At 47.6% G+C, this 18,714-nt stretch carries 12 protein-coding genes; 2 read left to right on the forward strand and 10 right to left on the reverse strand.

The window, feature by feature from the left end:
* Positions 1 to 161: 161 nt before the first annotated feature.
* A complete protein-coding gene (locus tag L5M71_RS06350) occupies positions 162 to 1,067 on the forward strand; it encodes a hypothetical protein (protein WP_263207249.1) in 906 nt (301 codons plus the stop codon).
* Between the two features lie 29 nt (positions 1,068 to 1,096).
* Here the strand turns inward: L5M71_RS06350 and L5M71_RS06355 are convergent, their stop codons facing one another.
* The 6 genes from L5M71_RS06355 to L5M71_RS06380 form a co-directional block, all read right to left on the reverse strand.
* Entirely contained in the window at positions 1,097 to 2,194 is a 1,098-nt protein-coding gene (locus L5M71_RS06355) for a calcium:proton antiporter (protein WP_025008445.1), read from the reverse strand.
* Between the two features lie 143 nt (positions 2,195 to 2,337).
* Positions 2,338 to 4,650: a toxin-antitoxin system YwqK family antitoxin gene (locus tag L5M71_RS06360; RefSeq protein ID WP_263207250.1), complete on the reverse strand. Its 2,313-nt coding sequence runs from the start codon at positions 4,648 to 4,650 to the stop codon at positions 2,338 to 2,340.
* A gap of 159 nt (positions 4,651 to 4,809) precedes the next feature.
* Complete coding sequence (locus tag L5M71_RS06365) at positions 4,810 to 6,540, reverse strand: toxin-antitoxin system YwqK family antitoxin (protein ID WP_263207251.1); 1,731 nt, start codon at positions 6,538 to 6,540, stop codon at positions 4,810 to 4,812.
* 12 nt (positions 6,541 to 6,552) lie between these two features.
* A complete protein-coding gene (locus tag L5M71_RS06370) occupies positions 6,553 to 8,850 on the reverse strand; it encodes a hypothetical protein (RefSeq protein WP_263207252.1) in 2,298 nt (765 codons plus the stop codon).
* A gap of 217 nt (positions 8,851 to 9,067) precedes the next feature.
* Positions 9,068 to 10,276: a NupC/NupG family nucleoside CNT transporter gene (locus tag L5M71_RS06375; RefSeq protein ID WP_105251603.1), complete on the reverse strand. Its 1,209-nt coding sequence runs from the start codon at positions 10,274 to 10,276 to the stop codon at positions 9,068 to 9,070.
* A gap of 265 nt (positions 10,277 to 10,541) precedes the next feature.
* On the reverse strand, positions 10,542 to 11,489 hold the full coding sequence (locus L5M71_RS06380) for a LysR family transcriptional regulator (protein WP_011847616.1): 948 nt from the start codon (positions 11,487 to 11,489) through the stop codon (positions 10,542 to 10,544).
* A 225-nt stretch (positions 11,490 to 11,714) separates the two neighbouring features.
* Between L5M71_RS06380 and L5M71_RS06385 the strand changes: the two genes are divergently transcribed.
* A complete protein-coding gene (locus L5M71_RS06385; protein ID WP_263207255.1) occupies positions 11,715 to 12,695 on the forward strand; it encodes a dienelactone hydrolase family protein in 981 nt (326 codons plus the stop codon).
* A 175-nt stretch (positions 12,696 to 12,870) separates the two neighbouring features.
* Here the strand turns inward: L5M71_RS06385 and L5M71_RS06390 are convergent, their stop codons facing one another.
* From L5M71_RS06390 to L5M71_RS06405, 4 genes are all read right to left on the reverse strand, one after another.
* A complete protein-coding gene (locus L5M71_RS06390) occupies positions 12,871 to 14,160 on the reverse strand; it encodes a cytochrome c (RefSeq protein WP_263207258.1) in 1,290 nt (429 codons plus the stop codon).
* Positions 14,160 to 14,693, reverse strand: coding sequence for a (2Fe-2S)-binding protein (locus tag L5M71_RS06395; RefSeq protein WP_006082848.1), 534 nt, complete (start codon positions 14,691 to 14,693; stop codon positions 14,160 to 14,162). The genes L5M71_RS06390 and L5M71_RS06395 overlap by 1 nt, the downstream gene beginning before the upstream one ends.
* Positions 14,690 to 17,587, reverse strand: coding sequence for a xanthine dehydrogenase family protein molybdopterin-binding subunit (locus L5M71_RS06400; RefSeq protein WP_263207260.1), 2,898 nt, complete (start codon positions 17,585 to 17,587; stop codon positions 14,690 to 14,692). The genes L5M71_RS06395 and L5M71_RS06400 overlap by 4 nt, the downstream gene beginning before the upstream one ends.
* Positions 17,588 to 18,217: 630 nt before the next feature.
* The gene (locus L5M71_RS06405) at positions 18,218 to 18,661 is read right to left on the reverse strand and encodes a hypothetical protein (RefSeq protein WP_263220658.1); all 444 of its coding nucleotides are present in this window, start codon (positions 18,659 to 18,661) and stop codon (positions 18,218 to 18,220) included.
* Positions 18,662 to 18,714 lie beyond the last annotated feature (53 nt).

Raw genomic sequence — 18,714 nt, forward strand, 5'->3', positions numbered from 1 at the left:
CTCGGTTGCAGCTTTATAAAAGTACAAACATAAAGGCCAGATGAGCAATCAATCTGGCCTTTATGTTTTAACGCTTTGAGTTTCTATTCAATTTTGGTAAATTTATGATGGATTTGAGCGTACCATAGTCGTTATTTTATGTTCTCAAGGATGACATTCGTGTGGGTGTATTTTTAAAAAAAATTCAACTTATCTATTTTCCCTTCTTATTTCTCAGCCTGTTATTTGTTTCTGGTTACAGTTTTGTCCATTGGCTGTTGTTGGTTAACCTTGAGTTTTTTAGCCTAGATGAAGATATCGTTAATTTGTGGCTGCCGCAGATACTGTCTTGGTTATTGTCGATCATTTATATCCGACCTAGGCTAAAACGACTCAAGTTTGTTAAAGACAATTCGCGCTTTTTCTATTTATTGATCGCGGTGCAATTAATGGCTGTTCCTTGCATTGTTGCGCAGGAATATCTCAAGACTGCCACGGGGAAGTTAACGCAATTAGCATCGATACAAGAATTGTATCTCCATAAAAATACTCAGTATTATCAGTTGCAGCAATCTTATATTGATAAGACGCAAATTGGTTTGCAGCGAAGCCTAGAGGTTACAGGTAAACATAGTAGTCACTTAAATATGGCACTGTATATCGCTATGCCGATTTTTGCAGAGCGTGCAGACAGTTGGCATGCTAAGGCCCTCGCTTGGTATGGTAAAGTTTATCAGCAGGAGATCAGTAATCGACTTGAACCCAATGAGAAAGAAGCGCAATTCAAAGCGTTTTTGGCTAAATCCCTAAATGAGTTCAATGAATTGGACCCCCAGAGTTTTGTTTACCTTGAACGATTAGCCCCATCCTCTCTTCGTTCAGAGTTGCTCAGCGCCGCACAAAAAAGTCCGCTTTATCAAGCTGAACATCAAACGATTTTTATGCCTAAATTTGAGCCATTTGAGGCTCGTAATGGCCATAAGTTAGTGTGGATTTTTATCTGGTTTGTTGTTGGCGCTTTAGTTTGGTTTGTACTCTTACTGCGGGTCAATCTGGATGAGAAAAGCGTAAAGCCGAGACGCAAATAAATCACGCTCGGCCTTGGATTTAATAAAATTTAGGCATGTTCAAACATTAAGAACAAGTAAACGATAAACAACACTATATGAGTCGCGCCGTGCAGTGCATTGGTGCGACCGCTGCTAAAGCTTACCTTACAGACCATTAAACTGGTAATTAACAGCACCATGTCGGCGGGTGACAGGCCTAAATGGACTTCTTGATCTATCACGCTGCCAATAATTAATACCGCAGGGACTGTGAGTGCAATCGTCGCGAGCACTGAGCCAAAATACAGATTCATCGCCCGCTGTAATTGATTGTTTAACGCGGCCTTAAAGCCTCCCACAGCTTCGGGGGATAAAATCAAGCAGGCCACAATAAAGCCCCCTAATGCCTGTGGAGCGCCTAGGGTTGCTACGCTGTAATTGATAGGCATAGCTAAGGTTTTTGCCAGCAAAATGACCACGAGCAAGTAGCCAATTAATAGAATCGTATGGTAAGCATTGCTGCGTAGTATGCCGTGGTGTTCCTCATGGTCTTCATGATCGGCATCGACAAAGAAATGGCTGTGGCTCTTCGTCTGTACCACTAAAAAGACGCCATAGAGCAGAATTGAAATAATGATCAGCATCCAAGACATGGCTTTAGACATGCCGCCAATAGTGCCACCTTCGGTAAAATTGGGCAGTACTAAACAGAGTAGGGCGAGGGGAATAATCGCCACGAGATAGGATTTTACGCCATCTAAATTGAAATGCTGGGTATGGTAACGCCAGCCGCCAAGTAATAATGTAAAGCCCACTAAGCCATTGATGATCAACATGACGACGGCGAACATAGTGTCGCGCGCCATGACAGGGTTGGGTTCTCCGGTCAGCATCACGGAGGAGATCATCACCACTTCGAGTGAAATGACCGATAAAGTTAAGATTAAGGTGCCATAGGGATCGCCAAGCTTAATCGCTAGTGCATCTGAGTGGCGTACCACAGAGAAAATAGCCCAAGTCACTACACCCAATAGGGCGAGTGAAACGGGAATATAGGTCGAGAGGGCGGTGCCATCGGCGAGTAAGCTATCGCCACCGGTTTTAAAGAATACTAAGGTCAGTATTCCCAGTAGCAGGGCTAACTCGTCTTTCATAAATGTCTTCATAGGCAATTTGTCCTAAACGAAAAAAAAGGCCGTTAGTATAGACACTGGTTATGGCACACTTTGCATGAAACTTCCTTTAGATTTGGAGTTAAGGATAAATGTTTGAACTAGATCGCTTTTTAATCTAAAACCCCATTTTTAAGCTAGCCATGGTGTTCTGTTTTAATCAGCTTGCCGAGTTGATCATAATGATTCCAATCCCCTGATTCTCGATCGCTGAGATAACTGCCTTCAGTGCGTTTTTCACCATTAGGCCAAAAACTTCGCCATAGACCTTCCCTGCGATCCCTAAGATAAGTGCCTTGTTCGGCTAACTTGCCATTGTTGTGGTAATAGCTGGCATCGCCTTCTTTTTGGCCTTTCACCCAGGTTTCAACGAGTTCTGGCTTACCGTTCTGGTGATACTGCTTAACTTGACCATCAAGCGACCCCTTAGCATAAATTGCCTCTAATTTGAGTTGGCCGTTACTGTAATATTCTTTCGTTTGGCCATGGCTTTGACCGTCTAAAAACTCAGTGCTAGCAGCTTGCATCCCGTCCTCAAACCAGCTTTCCCACAGTCCAGTTTGATTACCTTTATCCATAGCCCCGCTGAGTTTTAGCTGGCCATTGTTGGGATAGTACTCGGCATATGGGCCTGCTTTATCATTTTTATCATAGGTTTCTGAGCGGTAAACCACTTGCTTAAAGCTGTAAAACTCGCGAATTCCGTGGCGCTTGTTTTCCTGCCAATGGCTTTTTTGCTGGATATTCCCCTCGGGGATTGTGCCATAGGTAGGGTCTTTTTCTTCGTAGCGATAATCCGTCCACAGACCGGTTTTTTGGTCGTCCAGATACTCCCCTGTCACACGGCGGCGTCCGTGGTAATACTCTGCATAGTTACCATTAAGTTTGCCATTGGCGAAGGTTTGCTCCCGTTGTTTCAGGCCTTCGCTGTACTGTATCCATAGGCCTTCTTTATTGCCGTTTTGATATGTGCCTTCTTCATTGGGATCACCATTGGCATACCAGCGGGCGAAATGGCCATCAAGAGGGTAACGACTGGTATTGTCTTTTTTATCCCGTGCGTAGTGAGATACTTCCCGAGGTTTACCGTTATCGTAAAATGACTCATATTTTCCGACCCATTGGCCATCGATACGTTCGCCGCGCTCACTCACTGTGCCGTCGTCAAAATAGGTTTCTGATTTCCCTGTTGGTTTACCTTCAACGTATTGATCTAGCGTCCGCAGCTTGCCATTGTTGTGGTAACGGCGTGATTCACCGTGACGCTGCCCTTGTCGCCATTGCTCGGAGGATTGCAGCTTGCCAGCGTGATAGCGCTCAAATAGACCATCCTTAAATCCCATGTCGTAGTGGCTTTTTTCGAGCAAATTACCTTCGGTGTCATAACGCTCCGATGGTCCATGAAGCGGATATTGGCCATTGTCAGCCTGCTTTGAGTCTTGGTAGTTACGTAATTCTTTAAGTTGGCCGTTGTTGTGGAAATATTTTTGCGTACCGGCGAGTTGATCCTGTTTATAGTTGAGAGCACTGGTGAGAATGCCCTCGGCATTAAAATATTGCTGTGGCCCGTCTAATGCACCATTAACATACTGTTCTTCAACTTGTAATTTACCTGCATCATTAAATTGCTGGCATTTACCTTGGCGTTGCCCAGCGCTATATTGGCAGCGGCTGGCGAGTTCACCATTGGGGTAAAATGTCCGTTCTTCACCCTCGAGCAGATTGAGATTAAACTGGCTGCTGCTCGATTTAGTCCCGTCATCGAAAAAGGTTTCCCATGCTCCTTGGCGACGGCCTTCTGCATCGAAGCGGCCCGTCACTGTGGCTTGTCCATTGGGATTTTGTTCTAAATAAGAACCTGAGAGTTGGTTGTTCGCATAGCTCTGGCTTTGGGACAAGGTGCCGTTTTCATAGAAACTTTCCCATTTCCCGTGGCGCAGGTTATCGAGGTAGCTTTCTTGGGCTTGCAGTTTGCCACTGTTATAGAAACGTTTTACTTGCTCCTTTTTACCGTCTTTATAGCGCGTCGTTTGGCTGAGATGGCCGCTGCTGTTGTATTCCTTCCATTCGCCCGTGGGCACGCCTTTGGCAAATTGCTGTTCCTCAGTAACGGCGCCGCTCAAATCGAACATATGCCAAGTGCCATCTTGATAACCCTGCTGATAGTTTCCTTCGACTAGCTTGCTGTTATTGGTATGAAATACTTGCCATTTACCATTAGGGATCCCCTCGGAAAACTGCCCTAAGGTATAGCCTTGGTTATCGCGCACTATGGCGATATCGCCATTTAAGGGCATGCCAGTGGCGAGATTGTAATAGCTGGGAATTCCGTCCTGTTGGCGGATTTCGACCATCATGGAGGAGAGATTTTGCGCTGCTTGTACATGGACACTGGTTAAGCTGGCTCCCGCAATCGCGAGGCTGATAAAGCGAAATGGCGTATTGAACATGCTGATTCCTTGCTCTGTTCTGGGTCTTAAGGCCGCGCGGTTTGCGGCCTATACAAGAATCCTAATTTTTTGCTGTTGAGTTTATTTATCGGGTTGTGCACTTATATACAGTGCACAGCGCCAAGGGTTAAGTTAATCGATTAAGCGAATATGCTTAGGCTAAAACATCGGGAAACCAGAGTCTGAAGTGACCACAGGTGGTGGTGTTTCCTGATTTAAAAACTGCCCATGATTGTAGCTATTAATCACCTCTATCCAGCCATGTTCCTCAAACTCGTATTGCTTACCATGAAGTTTGCCTTGCTCGTCATAATTGGCGATTTGGAGCACATAGTCCTCAGATGAGCGCAATTCCCAATGGCCGACTTGTTTGCCTTGGTCGAAACGACCATACCAATAGCGTCTTTCAGGATTGGGTATTGGGCGGAAACCGTACTCACCATCGGTAAATATCCAATCGCCATCCTGTTGGCCATTGCGGTACTCGCCTTTTTCATACAATTGACCATTGTTGGCGTAACGTTGCACTAAGCCGTCGGGGTTGCCTTGGTTAAAATTTATTAATTCAAGCAGTTGTCCTGAACTTGTCTGATTACGAAACTCACCATGGAGTTCACCTTTGTCATCATAGCTAAAGGTGAGGCTGGTATCCTCTTGCTGCTTCTTCCATTTGCCTGAGGGCTTGTCATTGGAATATTGACCTTGCTCGGCCACCCAACGCTTACCGGTTTTATGGTCGATTTTCACCATTTCATAGGGGCCTTCACGCTTGCCCTCGTTAAAATACTCGCGGGAAACGGTGTTTACATCTGTTTGGTCGAAGGATTTAATATGTAAGCCAGTCAATTTTTTATCGAGTTCCTCGCGACGATTCACTAACTCGCCTTGCTGGTAGTCTTCACTGAGTGACCAGTTTTTGAGTATGTCGTTTTCTGTGCTCTCAATTAGTTGGCCTTTGCTAAAGCGCTGCTGCTTACGATAAACCCAGCGATTACCTTGGTATTTGCTGTCGGTGGTTTTTTTTATTTGCCCTTGTTCATCGTATTCGATGGATTGGAGGGCATCCCCTTTGCCGTTGGTCACTTCCTTTAATTTGATCTGACCATTTTCATAATAAGTCAGTTGCTCACCGACCTGATAATCAGCTTGATATTGGTAGTGACGCTCGACTTTGCCATTGTCAAAATATTCAAAATAGTCACCTTGCCTTTTGTCTTTAACGAACTCTTGGGTCGAAATGACTTGCCCATTCAGGCCCCAAGTTGTCTCAGTGCCATGCAATAGGCCATCAACGCGATGTGCTTCACGGTTAAGTTTGCCAAGATTAAAATATTGACTCACACAGGTCGGGTCATTGCAGATCTTGGCGGTGACTTCACCTTCGGGGCCAAAATGTTCGCTGATGCCGACTGCCTGTCCATCTTTAAAGGTGGTTTTGTAGCGGATATTGCCGCCATTCCAGTAAGCGGTTTCGAGGCCTTGTTTCACACCATTTTCATAGTGCGACTCAGTATATAATTGGCCGGTGGCAATGTATTTTTTAAGCAAGCCATGAAGTTGGCCTTGCCCATTGCGAAAGCCTTGCTCGTACGGCTTGCCATCCTCAAAGTAACATTGATAAGCACCGCGGAATTGTTCGCTCGTGAGGGTTTTACCGATTTTGTTATCGGCGAGGGCACTGGCGCAGAAAAGCATATCTTTGTTTTTGTAATAAACCTCAGCCTTATAATTGCCGTCGATCACTTCGGTCGATTGTTTTAGATAGTATTGAGCCTGTTTTTCATCTTTGACAACCTTCCAATGGGCATCGAGTAACACCTTTTGTGCATTGGCATGGGTGCTGATAAGTACGAGTGCTCCAAGGAGCAGTTTTACTGTAAATAGACGCATAACCGCTCCTTTTTATGGCAAAGGTTTAAAGGTGAATTCATAGGGGATGTCGACGGGGTCTTTAGAGATCGTCATATAACTCACCTTCGCTGCGGGGCCTACGACACTTAAATAGCGACCATCGATCAGCACCTCGTTAATCCGCTGCTCAGTATTTTCAGGGAGTCGAATGGTTAACAGATTGCCTTGGGCATCTTCGACCTTAAAGTAATTTTTAAGATCGCTACTCGGCTCATTGCCATATCCGGTTTGCGTCAGCCAAGACTGCAAATCGATTAACCAAGGGCGGTCAGTCACGGGCAGTTCTAAAGGCTGCCAATGGATATCACCTTGGCACCGGATCTTGCCCTTGATCTGTTTATCGTAGAAGAACTGCCGCACGTGATCCGGAGTCATCAAAATATAGGCGGCACCGTTGGGGGCATTGGGATCAAACTGCCAAGTGACGGGGTTTTTACCCTCATTAAAACCTTGCTCTATTTCAGGTTTACAGGCACTCGCTAATGCGGCTGACATGGGAATATACAGATTATGACCATTGTCAGTTACAGGTTTTATCCCTTGGATAGCACTGATTTCAGCTTTTGATGACTCAAGATCCTGATAGAGGAAGCTATCAAGGCTTGAATTGCCAAACTCGCTTAGGGGATTGGCCAGATTTTGGTTGTAGTCGGTAAAGGTCACAAAGCGGATGTTCTTGGTTTGGCTTAACTCCGGCTGTGGCTGGTTCTCTACGATTACAACGGTTTTAGGGATCTCATCTAGCTTAAGTAACAGGGCGCGGGTGCTAAGGTGATGAGGATCATCGACACCGATTAATTCCCCCAGTAGTTCCTTATCCGTCACTGTTAACCATTGGGGATAATCACCATCGCGACGGGCTTCGGCCATCCTTCCTTTAAATTGCTGAAAAGGAAGGTTAATGTTTTGAGTGCTACTCTGCTTTATTACGACTTTAAATAGCTTTGCCTCGGCGTCGAGCACCTGAATTGTGAGGCTCGCATCGCCGAAGGCGTAAGGATTCGCGACCAGTTCATCCCACGACTTTTCGACTATCTTATTGCTTTCGGGGATAAGGGTCAGCTTGGCGGTGATATGGTCTATCTGTTTGAGTTTATTGGCGGTGTTGTCCCAGCCTGTGGCGATAAGATCCACCGAAGACTCAATCGAGCGGTTGAAATTCATCGCCACACCTCTGCTGTGCTGCCAGAAGTGAATGTCTATCGGATTTCCGCTGGCATCAAAGGCGGCTAAGTCTTCATAATTCACATTAGCAACCACATATCGCGGGCTCATATTATGCACAAAGCGCAATTGCAGCACTTCTGGCGTGTCAGCGCCCCATGGGCCAATATTATCAAGAATACCTTGCTGATCAGGTAATAAGGATTTTATAAAGTCCTTATCATGGGCTTTATATTCCCGCGGAGCATCGCTAATAGGGTAGAGTTCTTTTTGCATATCATCTATATCACGTTCGGCATCGTAGCGAGCGTCGGCATGCCAAAGCATGTTCATGATATAAGGGCTATCCTTGGGCGCCATGGCGATGCGGCGGGTAAGAGTACTGCCTTGCTGCACTTCTTGTTGAAAAAACGCCATGCTCTCTAACCAACCGGTTTTGCGGTTAAGCTCGAACTTTCCATAGGCCTTAAAGTTGTCTTTCTCACCTTGTACTACTGCAAATAACTTATCTTCGGTCACTTGCTCAACCGTCCAAGTTAGGCGTGCATCCATGGGGGCGCTGATGCTATAACCGACCCTAGGCTCAAGCACCACAGGCAAGGTTGGAGCTTGTTTAAACAAGCTATTAAGATTCACCCAGTGGTCAAATAATTCCTTGATATCTTTTTGATCCATCTTGGCAATGGGAGTCAGTTGGCGGACTTCACCATTGTTAAATTCCACATTAAAGCCATCTTTAACCAACTGAAAGATTTCATTAGAGTTACCTTTAGGGTCGATATTACTCACCGGAATCGGCATGCCATAATCGCTAATTTGCAGCATATTAGGTTGGATAAAAAAACGGGCGTTATGGGTTAACGGCGTTGTTAAGCTGGTCGCCTTACCCTCTGCATTCTGTAATTGGTAATCCAGCAGCAGTCGTGCCTGCAGCACTTTGCGGGTTTCAAAGCCATCATTGAGGTTTATGGTGGAGATAATCTGATATTCACGTTCTGTGGGGATGTTGGTATTAACTGAATTGGAGGGTGACGTTGAGTTATCGCAGGCGGTTAACAAGAGTGTTATACCTGCCATTGTCAGTGTGATTGCGGCGTTAACTGCCTTGTATTTCACTATGGCCATTCGTACTCCTTTGGCTACACATGTTATTGAAATGTAAACTAATTAATCTTTTTCTGGCGACATTATACACAAAAAATATCTGAGGCATAAAAGAAAACCCAAACCAAGCTTGCTTGATTTGGGTTTGTGTTGATCGCGGTTTTGCTGCGCGAGAGTGGCTAACTTAGTGGCTAACTCAATGGTGAGATGAGTGCCTAAAAAAGCCCAAGCTGATGGATTACAGCGAGAGGATCACGCTGGCAATTGCTGCACTCATGAGGTTGGCAAATACACCCGCGGCAATGGCGCGAAAACCATTACGGGCGATAAATTCGCGGCGTTCTGGCACCATGCTACCCAGTCCACCGATCAAAATTGCCATAGTGGAAATATTAGCGAAACCACACAGGGCGAAAGTCACAACGGCCTGAGAATGGGCGCTCAGTTGGTCTTCGACTTTCATTAACTGGATGAAGGCTACAAATTCATTCACTACGATTTTTTGGCCAATGAGTGAGCCTGCAGTAATGGCCTCATGCCAAGGAATACCCAGCAGCCACGCCATAGGGGCGAACAGATAACCGAGTAAAAATTCGAAGCTTAACTGGTAACCGAACCATTCACCCACAGCGCCTAACATGCCATTCAGTAGGGCGATAACACTGACAAAGGCCAGTAGAGTGGCGCCAATCCCGACAGAAATCCGCATGCCAGACATAGCGCCATCGGCTAAGGCTTCAACCACATTGGTGGCGCGTGGCAGTTCGACTGAGGTGATTTCATCGGCACTATTTTTGTCATTGTCGCTAGGCGGCATGAGGATTTTAGCCATCAACAGACCCGCGGGTGCCGACATAAAGGCGGCGGCAATCAAATAGTTAAGATCGACACCTAAAGCGGCATATCCGACTAAGGTACCGCCCGCGACTGAGGCTAAACCACAGCTCATGACCGCGAAGAATTGCGAATCGCTCATGTGCTTTAAATAAGGTTTGATCACCAGCGGCGCTTCAATCATGCCGACGAAGATGTTTGCCGTGGCAGATAAAGACTCGGCGCGGCCCGTGCCCAGTAAACGCTGCAGACCACCACCAATAATGTTGATCACCTTAGGCATTAACCCAATATGGTATAAGGCTGAAATCAGTGCCGAGAAAAAGATGATGATACCTAACACATTGATTGCAAATACGAAGCCGACTTTACCCGTGGCGAGATCCCCAAACAGGAAGCCAATCCCTTCGTTGCCATAGGCTATCACGCTCGACACGCCCGCCGTAACAGACTGTAATACGGCCTTACCCGCAGGGACGTAGAGCACTAACAGGGCAAATATAATTTGTAAGCCTAGGGCTAAAATCACAGTGCGGTAGGGAATATTCTTGCGGTTCACTGACAGTAACCAAGCAAAAAACAAGATACTAATCATGCCTAATATCGCGGTCATAATGGGTTTATTCTTTTGAGTGATAGAAGAAGTCGCGCATTGTAGGCCGAGTCAGCGTAAGGGCAAGTCGCGGGCGTTACTGGGCTGTTACGATAAAAGTGTCGAAAATAGCAACTATTTAAGTTGCTGTTTATGCAGGATAATAAAAAAGATTTCGGCTACTGTTGCCCAGAGGAAATAATATTTGTGCCTGTGGCAATAATCGAAATCACGCCACAGACGACTTTAGGCTGGTGTCGTAGTCAGTGCTGGTTTGAAATGCAGCTTAAGTGACAGTCTTACCTAACCAAGGTTTGAGCTTTTTATCCCAGTAGGGCGGGTGGCCGATATGGGACTTTAAACATTCGATAATCACTTTGTACTTAGTCGGTAAATGGCGCCGCCTTGGGTAAACCACATAGACGGGCATCTGTTGCAGTGGTTTCCAATCGGGTAAGAGTTGGATCAGTTTTCCGCTTTGAAACTCATCACTGAGTAAATACGTGGCCACATAGCCTATGCCGCGCCCTGCAATCACGGCATTGCGCACGGCTTCGGCTAAATCGACACGGTAATTCCCCGCCACATTGACGGTTTGCTCAAGGTCATCCTTAGCAAAACTCCATCGATCATAATTACGGCTTTTACTTTGATAGATAACACAATTGTGCTGAGCTAACTCCCGTGGATGGTGTGGCACGCCGTGCTTGAGTAAATAATCGGGGGAGGCGACCACTACAAAGTTAGTCTCGGCGAGATGCTGGGCGATATAACCTTCGTTCAGCTGTTCATGGTTAGTGATCCACAGATCGAGTCCTTCCTCTAGCATGTCGGCCTTATGGTCGAATAGGCTTAGCTCAAATCGTAATTCGGGATACTTTTCCTGCAACACTTCCAGCGCGGGGATGATGTGTAAGGTGCCAAAGGATTGAGAGGAACCGAGGCGAATCGTGCCGCTAATGTCGTCGCGGGCATCCAGCATCATGGCATCGGCATTTTGCGTTGCTTCAAACACTTGCTCACAATAACGCGCAAATTGCTGGCCCGCGTCAGTTAACACTAAGGTGCGAGTGGTGCGCTGCACTAACAGCAAATTCAGCTCAGCTTCCAACGCGCCAATTTGCTTGCTGACATAGGAGGTCGAGGTTTTTAACTTAGCTGCCGCTTGGGTAAAACTGCCACTGGTCACCAGAGTGTGGAATATCACCATCTGGCTAGCTCTATGTTGTATCACGCTAGGCCCTCTAGAATCTAAATCGCTATTTTAAGCTAGCCTTGCCCTAACCGACAGCCGTTTGTGCCGATCGTGTGCTATTTCAAAACAAACTTACCAAACGGCACACGTTAAAGTCAGTTGCCCTAAGTGCGATTCTTACTTTACTCTTGAGTTAAATCTTAACACCCACAAGCTAGGGAAGACGTGTTACCTGTGGTTAGCTTGTTCAATGGAGGAATAACGATGACACAGCAAGACAAGCAAGCCTTAGCAGAAACAAGTCAGATACATGCCCAGAAAGTACAACCGATACCGCAGGAAGCCTTTGACTGGTATGACGAATATGCCCATGGCATTATCGATCGCCGTGAGTTTATGGGGCGGCTCGCAGGACTGGTGGCGCTTGGTTTCACCATGACTATGCTCACGGGCGCACTTTTGCCGAACTATGCCCTCGCTGAGCAAGTCTCCTTTAACGATCCCAGTATTCAAGCCAGCTATGTTAAGTTTCCCTCACCAAATGGTTACGGTGAAGGGCGCGGCTACTTAGTCATGCCCGATGAGTTATTGCTCGCGGGCAGTGCCGCAGGTGAGCCGAAAACCTTAGATCTCAGCAAAAAAGCCGCTGTGGTATTAGTGGTGCACGAAAATCGTGGCCTTAATCCCTATATCGAAGATGTGGCTCGTCGATTAGCGGCGCAGGGTTATATCGCCTTCGCCCCCGATGCGCTTTATTCCCTCGGTGGTTATCCGGGTAATGATGATGCGGGCCGCGCCATGCAAAGCAGTTTAGACAGAGCCAAAATCGAGCAAGACTTTATTGCCGCAGCGCAGTTTTTAAAAGCCCACCCCCAAAGCAATGGCAAACTCGGTGCCGTAGGTTTTTGTTTTGGCGGCTATATCGTCAATATGCTGGCCGCCACGATTCCCGATGAACTCAATGCAGGCGTACCTTTCTATGGCACACCAGCCGCTGCGGAACTGCGTAGCCGAGTAAAGGGGCCACTTATGTTGCAATTTGCTGGGCTCGATCAGCGGGTAAACGACACTTGGGCCGAGTACGAAACCCAGCTAAAAGCCAACAAAGCCGATTATGTCGCTTATCTTTACCCAAATGTGAATCACGGTTTTCATAACGACTCCACTGGCCGATACGATAAAGCCACCGCCGAACTCGCTTGGGCGCGCAGCTTAGCCTTCTTCGATACTCGACTGCGTGGCTAAGTGAAAGTGAAGCTCCGCTTACTCTGATCCCGCTTACTTTGATTAAGTCGATGAGTGACCGATTCATGCGCGCTATATCATTCAAGCAAAAGCCGACTCTAGAGTCGGCTTTTATTTTAAATCTCCCACATAACTATGCGGCTTTTATCTTAAATCTCCCACATACCTATGTGGGTTAGTCGTGCTCGAGGATCACTTCTTTTAAGCTTTGGATGGTTTTCACATCGAGATTACCAGCTTGTGTGCTCCAGGTGAGTCTTAGGTAATTGGCTAAGTCTTTAATCTGCTCGTCGCTTAACTCATCAGCATATCCCGGCATGGCATAAAAGCTGGTGGTAGCGTTGTAATGCTGGCTTTGAATACCTTTTAGCATCACGGCGACGATATTGTGCGGACTCGCTTTATCTAAGGTGGCGTTACCTGCCATCGCGGGCGCGACATTAGGACGACCTTCACCATTTTGGCCATGACAACCGGCGCAGTAACCTTTGTAGAGCGTATAACCTGGCAGTTCAGGTTTATGGCCGTTAAAGGTGAGCGGATCCGGTTTAAGATCATCGTCGTTATCGAGCAGATAACTGCTTACCGCGCGCATATCATCATCGGTTAAGTGGCTAAAGCTGTGATACACCACGGGATACATGCCGCCAAAGACGGTGCCTTTGCGGGAATAGCCTTCGGTAAATAGCGACTTAAGATCCTCATGGGTCCAGTTTTGCCTGTTAAGCTCAGCGGGGCGAATGTCCGATGCCTCTAGCCCTTCGATAATCGCGCCCTCAAAGTGCTTGTCCTGCTCCATGGCAAACAGCGTGTCTCTTGGGGTGTGGCATTCACCGCAGTGCCCTAGGGCATTGACTAAGTAATTGCCGCGGTTCCAATGCTCACTTTTTTCCTTGCTCGGGGTAAATTCCTTAGCATCGTGTGCGACTAAGTTCCAAGCTTTTAGGCCAAAACGCAGGTTAAACGGAAAGTACACATCATTGTCGCGATTAGCTTGCTTGATAGGTTTAGTACTCATCAGATAGGCATAAATCGCCTGAGTGTCTGCGTCCGTGAGCAGGCTGTAGGAAGTGTAAGGCATAGCAGGATAAAGGTTGCCGTTGACGCCAACACCGTGGTGCATGGCATCAAAAAACTCCTCGTAACTGTATTTGCCAATCCCAGTTTCTTTATCTGAGGTGATATTGGTTGAGTACACAGCGCCAAAGGGGGTTTCGAACGGCAAACCGCCCGCGAGTTCGCGACCGCCGACCGCAGTATGGCAGGCCACACAGTCGCCTATCTTCATCAGATACGCGCCGCGTGCGATGTCGTTATTCGTATTGCCGCCTTCATCGGCAACGCTGCTGGAACAGGCGAGCAAACCTAGCCCTAAACTCAGGAGTAGATTGTGGCTCAACAGATTTTTTATCCTACTAATGTGCGGGAAATAGCGCGAGAAATGGCGCAGATTGGCTGATGTCATCACAGGGTTAGCCCCTTAGTTTTGAGGATCAGATCTTTGACCGCCGCATAGTATTTTACGTAGCCAGTACAGCGGCATACGTGTTCACTCAAGGCATCTTCAACGACTTTTTCAACTTGATCTTTAGCGATAGGTTGTCGCTCTAATCGCTCAAGCAGTGCGGTTGATTCGTTGACAAAGCCCGAGGTGCACCAACCACATTGAAACGAAAAGTGCTCTAAAAAAGCCTCTTGCACTGGGCTCAGGGCGGTGATTTCGCCAAGGGAGTTTTGTCTAGCATGACCTTCGACAGTGCGGACGCGTTTACCATTAAAACGCTCTACACCATTGATGCAGGTACGAACCACTTCACTCATGCCTTGCTCGTCGTCGACGATCACTGTACAGGCGTGGCATACGCCTGCGCCGCAACCAAACTTAGTGCCTGTGAGGTTCAAGTATTCATGTAGAAACTCAATCATCATCACACCATCGGCGACTTCAATCGGGCCTACGGCTTGGTTATTAATGGTCAGTTTAATAGACTGGCTCATGCCATGGCCTCCTTAATTTTTTTCGCTGTCATAGGTAAATCGTAAAAGCGGACATGGATTGCTTGATACACGGCTTCAATCAGCGCCGCGACCACAGGGATCATCACCACTTCGGCGATACCACGGCTGGGATCGTTATCAGATAACTGCGGCAATATGGTATGACGTTGATCCCACACGCCCACATGCCGCGCTAGCGGCACCTGATAGCGATTGAGGTTCCACGTACCATTGCCAGCGCCTGCTTCAAATGGCGGTAAGCCTTCATGCAGTGCATGGCCTATTCCCATCGCAAGGCCACCTTGAATTTGCCCTTCGACTAATTCTTTAACAATCACTTTGCCCGCCTCTAACCAAGTATGAGAACTCAGTAGCGTGACTTCGCCATTGCCTTCGTTTACGGCCACTTCAACCAAAGTGGCGCAGGGGGCGTAGTAAGTCACCATGGCATTGTTCAGTTCGGCTCTGGGATAACTTATGGCTTGACGATCGATCAAGTGATAGCCGTTAGACTTCATGCTGGCTTGGCGCGCTTTGATACTCATAGTCGTGTCGGAGGTGGCCGCAAACGTCGCGTTCCCTTCGCCGTATTGCAACGCCAGCGCATCGAGTGCTAAACGTTCTTTAGTGCCAAGAATGTCGAAATCGGCTTCGGCCCAAGCCCAGCGATTAAAGGCATGGCCCATCACGCCGACCACTAAACCCATATCGTGGGCGCGTTTAGCGAGAATATCTAGCGACAATGGCGGAAAGCCCAAGGCGGTTAGCTTGCCATCGACCCAGCGACCATCCCGTGAGTTATGCAAATTAGTTGAGCCCATTGGCGTATTAAAATACAACTCGTTCCAAATCGATACCGCTGCAGGCCATAGGCCGTGGCGATAGATAATATCGGCGGCGATGCGGCTGACATGGCTTTGGTAATAGGCCGACATAGACGCCGACGATGCCATAGCTTTAACCGGTGTCCAGCGTGGATTAGCCGCCATTTCATCTTGGCGTTGCTGCGAAATAATATAAGGATTATCGGTTTGCACTAATTGCATCGCATCCCAAATATCCACTTCGGCGAGTTTTACCTCATCGGCAAAGTTGCCAAGGGCATCGCTGATCACCACAGCTTGGGAGGTTTGCGTGCCTGTGCCCATTTCGATAAAGCCGATTTCTAGGGTGATTTTTCCGTCTTTAGCTAGGCGAACCGCCGCACTTGGCGCTGCTGCACCCGTACCATAATCTTTGGTGGCGATACCAAAACCGACGCCGTAACGCATCCCTGGATGTTTGGCCTCATAGTCCTTTTTATTCACCGCGCGGTTTTGCCACACGGGAGCTTGCTCGGCCATGTCGAGCATTTCGCGGTAACGTAAAGTACCGTTAGGAATCGCGCCTTGAGTATTGCGCTGGCCGGATTCCATCACGTTGGCGGCGCGCAGTTTAAAGGGATCAACCTTTAGCTCGTCGGCGATCTCATGGATCATACATTCCATCGCCGTCATCGATTGCAGCGTGCCATAACCGCGCATCGAACCCGCATCTGGGTTACGCGACGCATAGGCTGTGGCGATAATATCGTTGCGCGGCGTGTAGTAAATGCTTTGCATCGCTGTTGCGCCAACCGAGGTCACAGACGGGGTAAAGTTGACTCGTCCGCCGCCATCGACTGTCATCTGCGAAGTTAAGGCTTGGATTTTTAAGGTCGATTTATCCACCGCTAAGCGGCTTTTCATGATGAACGGATGACGCTTAAGGCCAGACTGGAATTGTTCGAATCTGTCATTGGCGAGTCGGATTGGTCCCTTGGCATAAACGGCCGCGATCACGCCGTAATAAGGAAATATCGAATGGTCTTTCGCGCCAAATCCACCGCCGATATAGGGCGAGTGCACCACAAGATGTTTTACCTTGCCTGCCAGTGGGCTAGATAACAGCATGTGCACTGCCATCTCTTGAAAGTCCTGCGGCGACTGCGAGGTAATCACAGTATGAAAGGTTTGGCTAGCCGCATCATACCAGCCGTTAAAGGCTTCGGGTTCCATCATCATAGGATCGATGATCTGGGTGCGATATTCCCGTTCTAACACTTGCCATTGTTGATTGGCTTGGGCGCTAGCAATCTGCTTATCTATCTCACCCGCATAATAAAGCCCGCGCTCAGACACAGTCCCTTTGGCATTCGGATTGCCTAACCATTCTGGTTTGCGATCTTTTACGCTAGGGAAAAACAGCCCATCGTGGAGCGGGCTATATAAATCTTCCCTTGCGCCATTTTCACCTTCAACTCGAATAAGGCGCCAGCTGGCGTACGGGTCTTTCGAGTCCGATACAAACGGCGTTTGCTCACCAAAGCGCAGTAAGGTCTGGTCAAATTGCAGCAAGGACTTAGCTTGCTTAAAGGCGGGGAAACTGTCGAACAACAATATCGCCACCGCATGACCTAAGTAGTCAGCGGTTTGCCCCTCGGCCAGTAACATATTGTCACCGTAAAAATCGGGCAGCTTGATTTTATCACGGGCCAGATCGGCCGCAGTGATCACTTTATAGGGCTTAGCCGAAGCGGGCAGGTGGTCGAGTGAAAAGCCTTGATAAACATGGGAGGCATCGGCGGCGCGAAGTATAAAAGCGTAACCTTGCTGCTTGGGCCAGCCCTCCATGTCCATAGCGCGGTAATCACGGCCATAGACTTTTTGGCCTGTGACTTTCGCTATGCCGTCGTTACGAAACTTAGGTTTGGATTGACCATTAACCTGAGTTTGCCATTGGGCTGCCAGTTCAGGTGAGACAATCGCCGCATTCGCGCGACTCATTTCCCACAACAAAGGGGCCGAATATACGGCAACCCCGCCAATCACACATTGCTTAATAAAGGTCCGGCGTGACGTATTAGATGGTTCCATATCTCAACCTCAGTTGTGCTTCCGTGTAATATCAGCCGCGCTGCATGGTATCGCCCGATATAAGCTTGTTGTCGATCGACTTTTTATTGATTGTTGCGACATAGCTTTGATAAACACTGAATGTAAATTTACATTAGCCACGTTAGCATGTAGGGCCGAAAATGCAAATTTAGGCGGTTAATCGTTGCAGTTTTGACCAAGCTAAATCAGAGTGTAAAACCCGTGTTATCAGGCTTCTACAGTGATGTTCGTACTGTGATTCAACTCAGTTACGTTATGCCTGAATTTTGCTCAGTGCTCTTTGCGCAGAGCCCTTGAGCAATGCACTCAATTGGGGCTTATTTGCATGTCGAAATATGACCATTTGCCAAAACAAGACCGCCTCACACAGCGAGACTTCATGCCACTGCAAAATCAAGAGATAGTGTTATTTGATGGCGATTGGTTTAGTCACATGCATTCATATCAACATTATTAAATCAGTGCTTGCTTAATTACTTGATTTATAATGCTAAAGTTATAGACAAGTGTACGCTATGTCGCTATCTTAGGTTTTTAACAAGGATGAGCTTTAATCGCGTACCCGCGATTCGAGTCACTTGCATCAGGACGATGTGTCTTTTCTCTTTCTTAGATACCCAACTCCTCCTGCAAATTCGTGAATATGCTTTGGCACTTATACTTGTTGCCATAGTGCTTATTGGCATTGTGCTCAATGTTCAGCAGTGGACGTTTTGAGTTGGTGCAACCTTGTTTTGATCGATTGATGGCTTGGCTGACGAATGTTGGCGAAGTGCGGTAGCCATGGGGAAGCTTTGTCGGTTCGCAATTTGTCGATTTACAAAATAGTGAACTGGTAATTTTGCGGCCTAGCGGCCGAGGTGAATCAAGGTCGTGGGTCTTCAACCCACACCCGACCAAGAGGGGATCAACAGCAATTCCCTCTTGGATCTCCCTTGCCGCCCCCCAACGGAGTTGAAAGCCCCTTGTGCTCATTGGCAAATTTGCTATCGCTTCCGAAGGATGCGTCCCTGCACCTGCGAAAGCTAGCTCGCCATCCATGGCGAGACTCACGCAATTTGCCTATTCGCCCTGCGGCAACTCCGAGGGGAAATGTATTCTGCGGC

The organism is Shewanella sp. SW1 (assembly GCF_025653545.1).
GTDB classification, from domain to species: Bacteria; Pseudomonadota; Gammaproteobacteria; order Enterobacterales; family Shewanellaceae; genus Shewanella; species Shewanella oncorhynchi.

Coding starts and splice junctions, on each gene's coding strand:
- L5M71_RS06365 (WP_263207251.1), bottom strand. CDS start 6,540: ATGCGTCTATTTACAGTAAAACTGCTCCTTGGAGCACTCGTACTTATC.
- L5M71_RS06360 (WP_263207250.1), bottom strand. CDS start 4,650: ATGTTCAATACGCCATTTCGCTTTATCAGCCTCGCGATTGCGGGAGCC.
- L5M71_RS06375 (WP_105251603.1), bottom strand. CDS start 10,276: ATGACCGCGATATTAGGCATGATTAGTATCTTGTTTTTTGCTTGGTTA.
- L5M71_RS06395 (WP_006082848.1), bottom strand. CDS start 14,693: ATGAGCCAGTCTATTAAACTGACCATTAATAACCAAGCCGTAGGCCCG.
- L5M71_RS06370 (WP_263207252.1), bottom strand. CDS start 8,850: ATGGCCATAGTGAAATACAAGGCAGTTAACGCCGCAATCACACTGACA.
- L5M71_RS06390 (WP_263207258.1), bottom strand. CDS start 14,160: ATGACATCAGCCAATCTGCGCCATTTCTCGCGCTATTTCCCGCACATT.
- L5M71_RS06385 (WP_263207255.1), top strand. CDS start 11,715: ATGACACAGCAAGACAAGCAAGCCTTAGCAGAAACAAGTCAGATACAT.
- L5M71_RS06355 (WP_025008445.1), bottom strand. CDS start 2,194: ATGAAGACATTTATGAAAGACGAGTTAGCCCTGCTACTGGGAATACTG.
- L5M71_RS06400 (WP_263207260.1), bottom strand. CDS start 17,587: ATGGAACCATCTAATACGTCACGCCGGACCTTTATTAAGCAATGTGTG.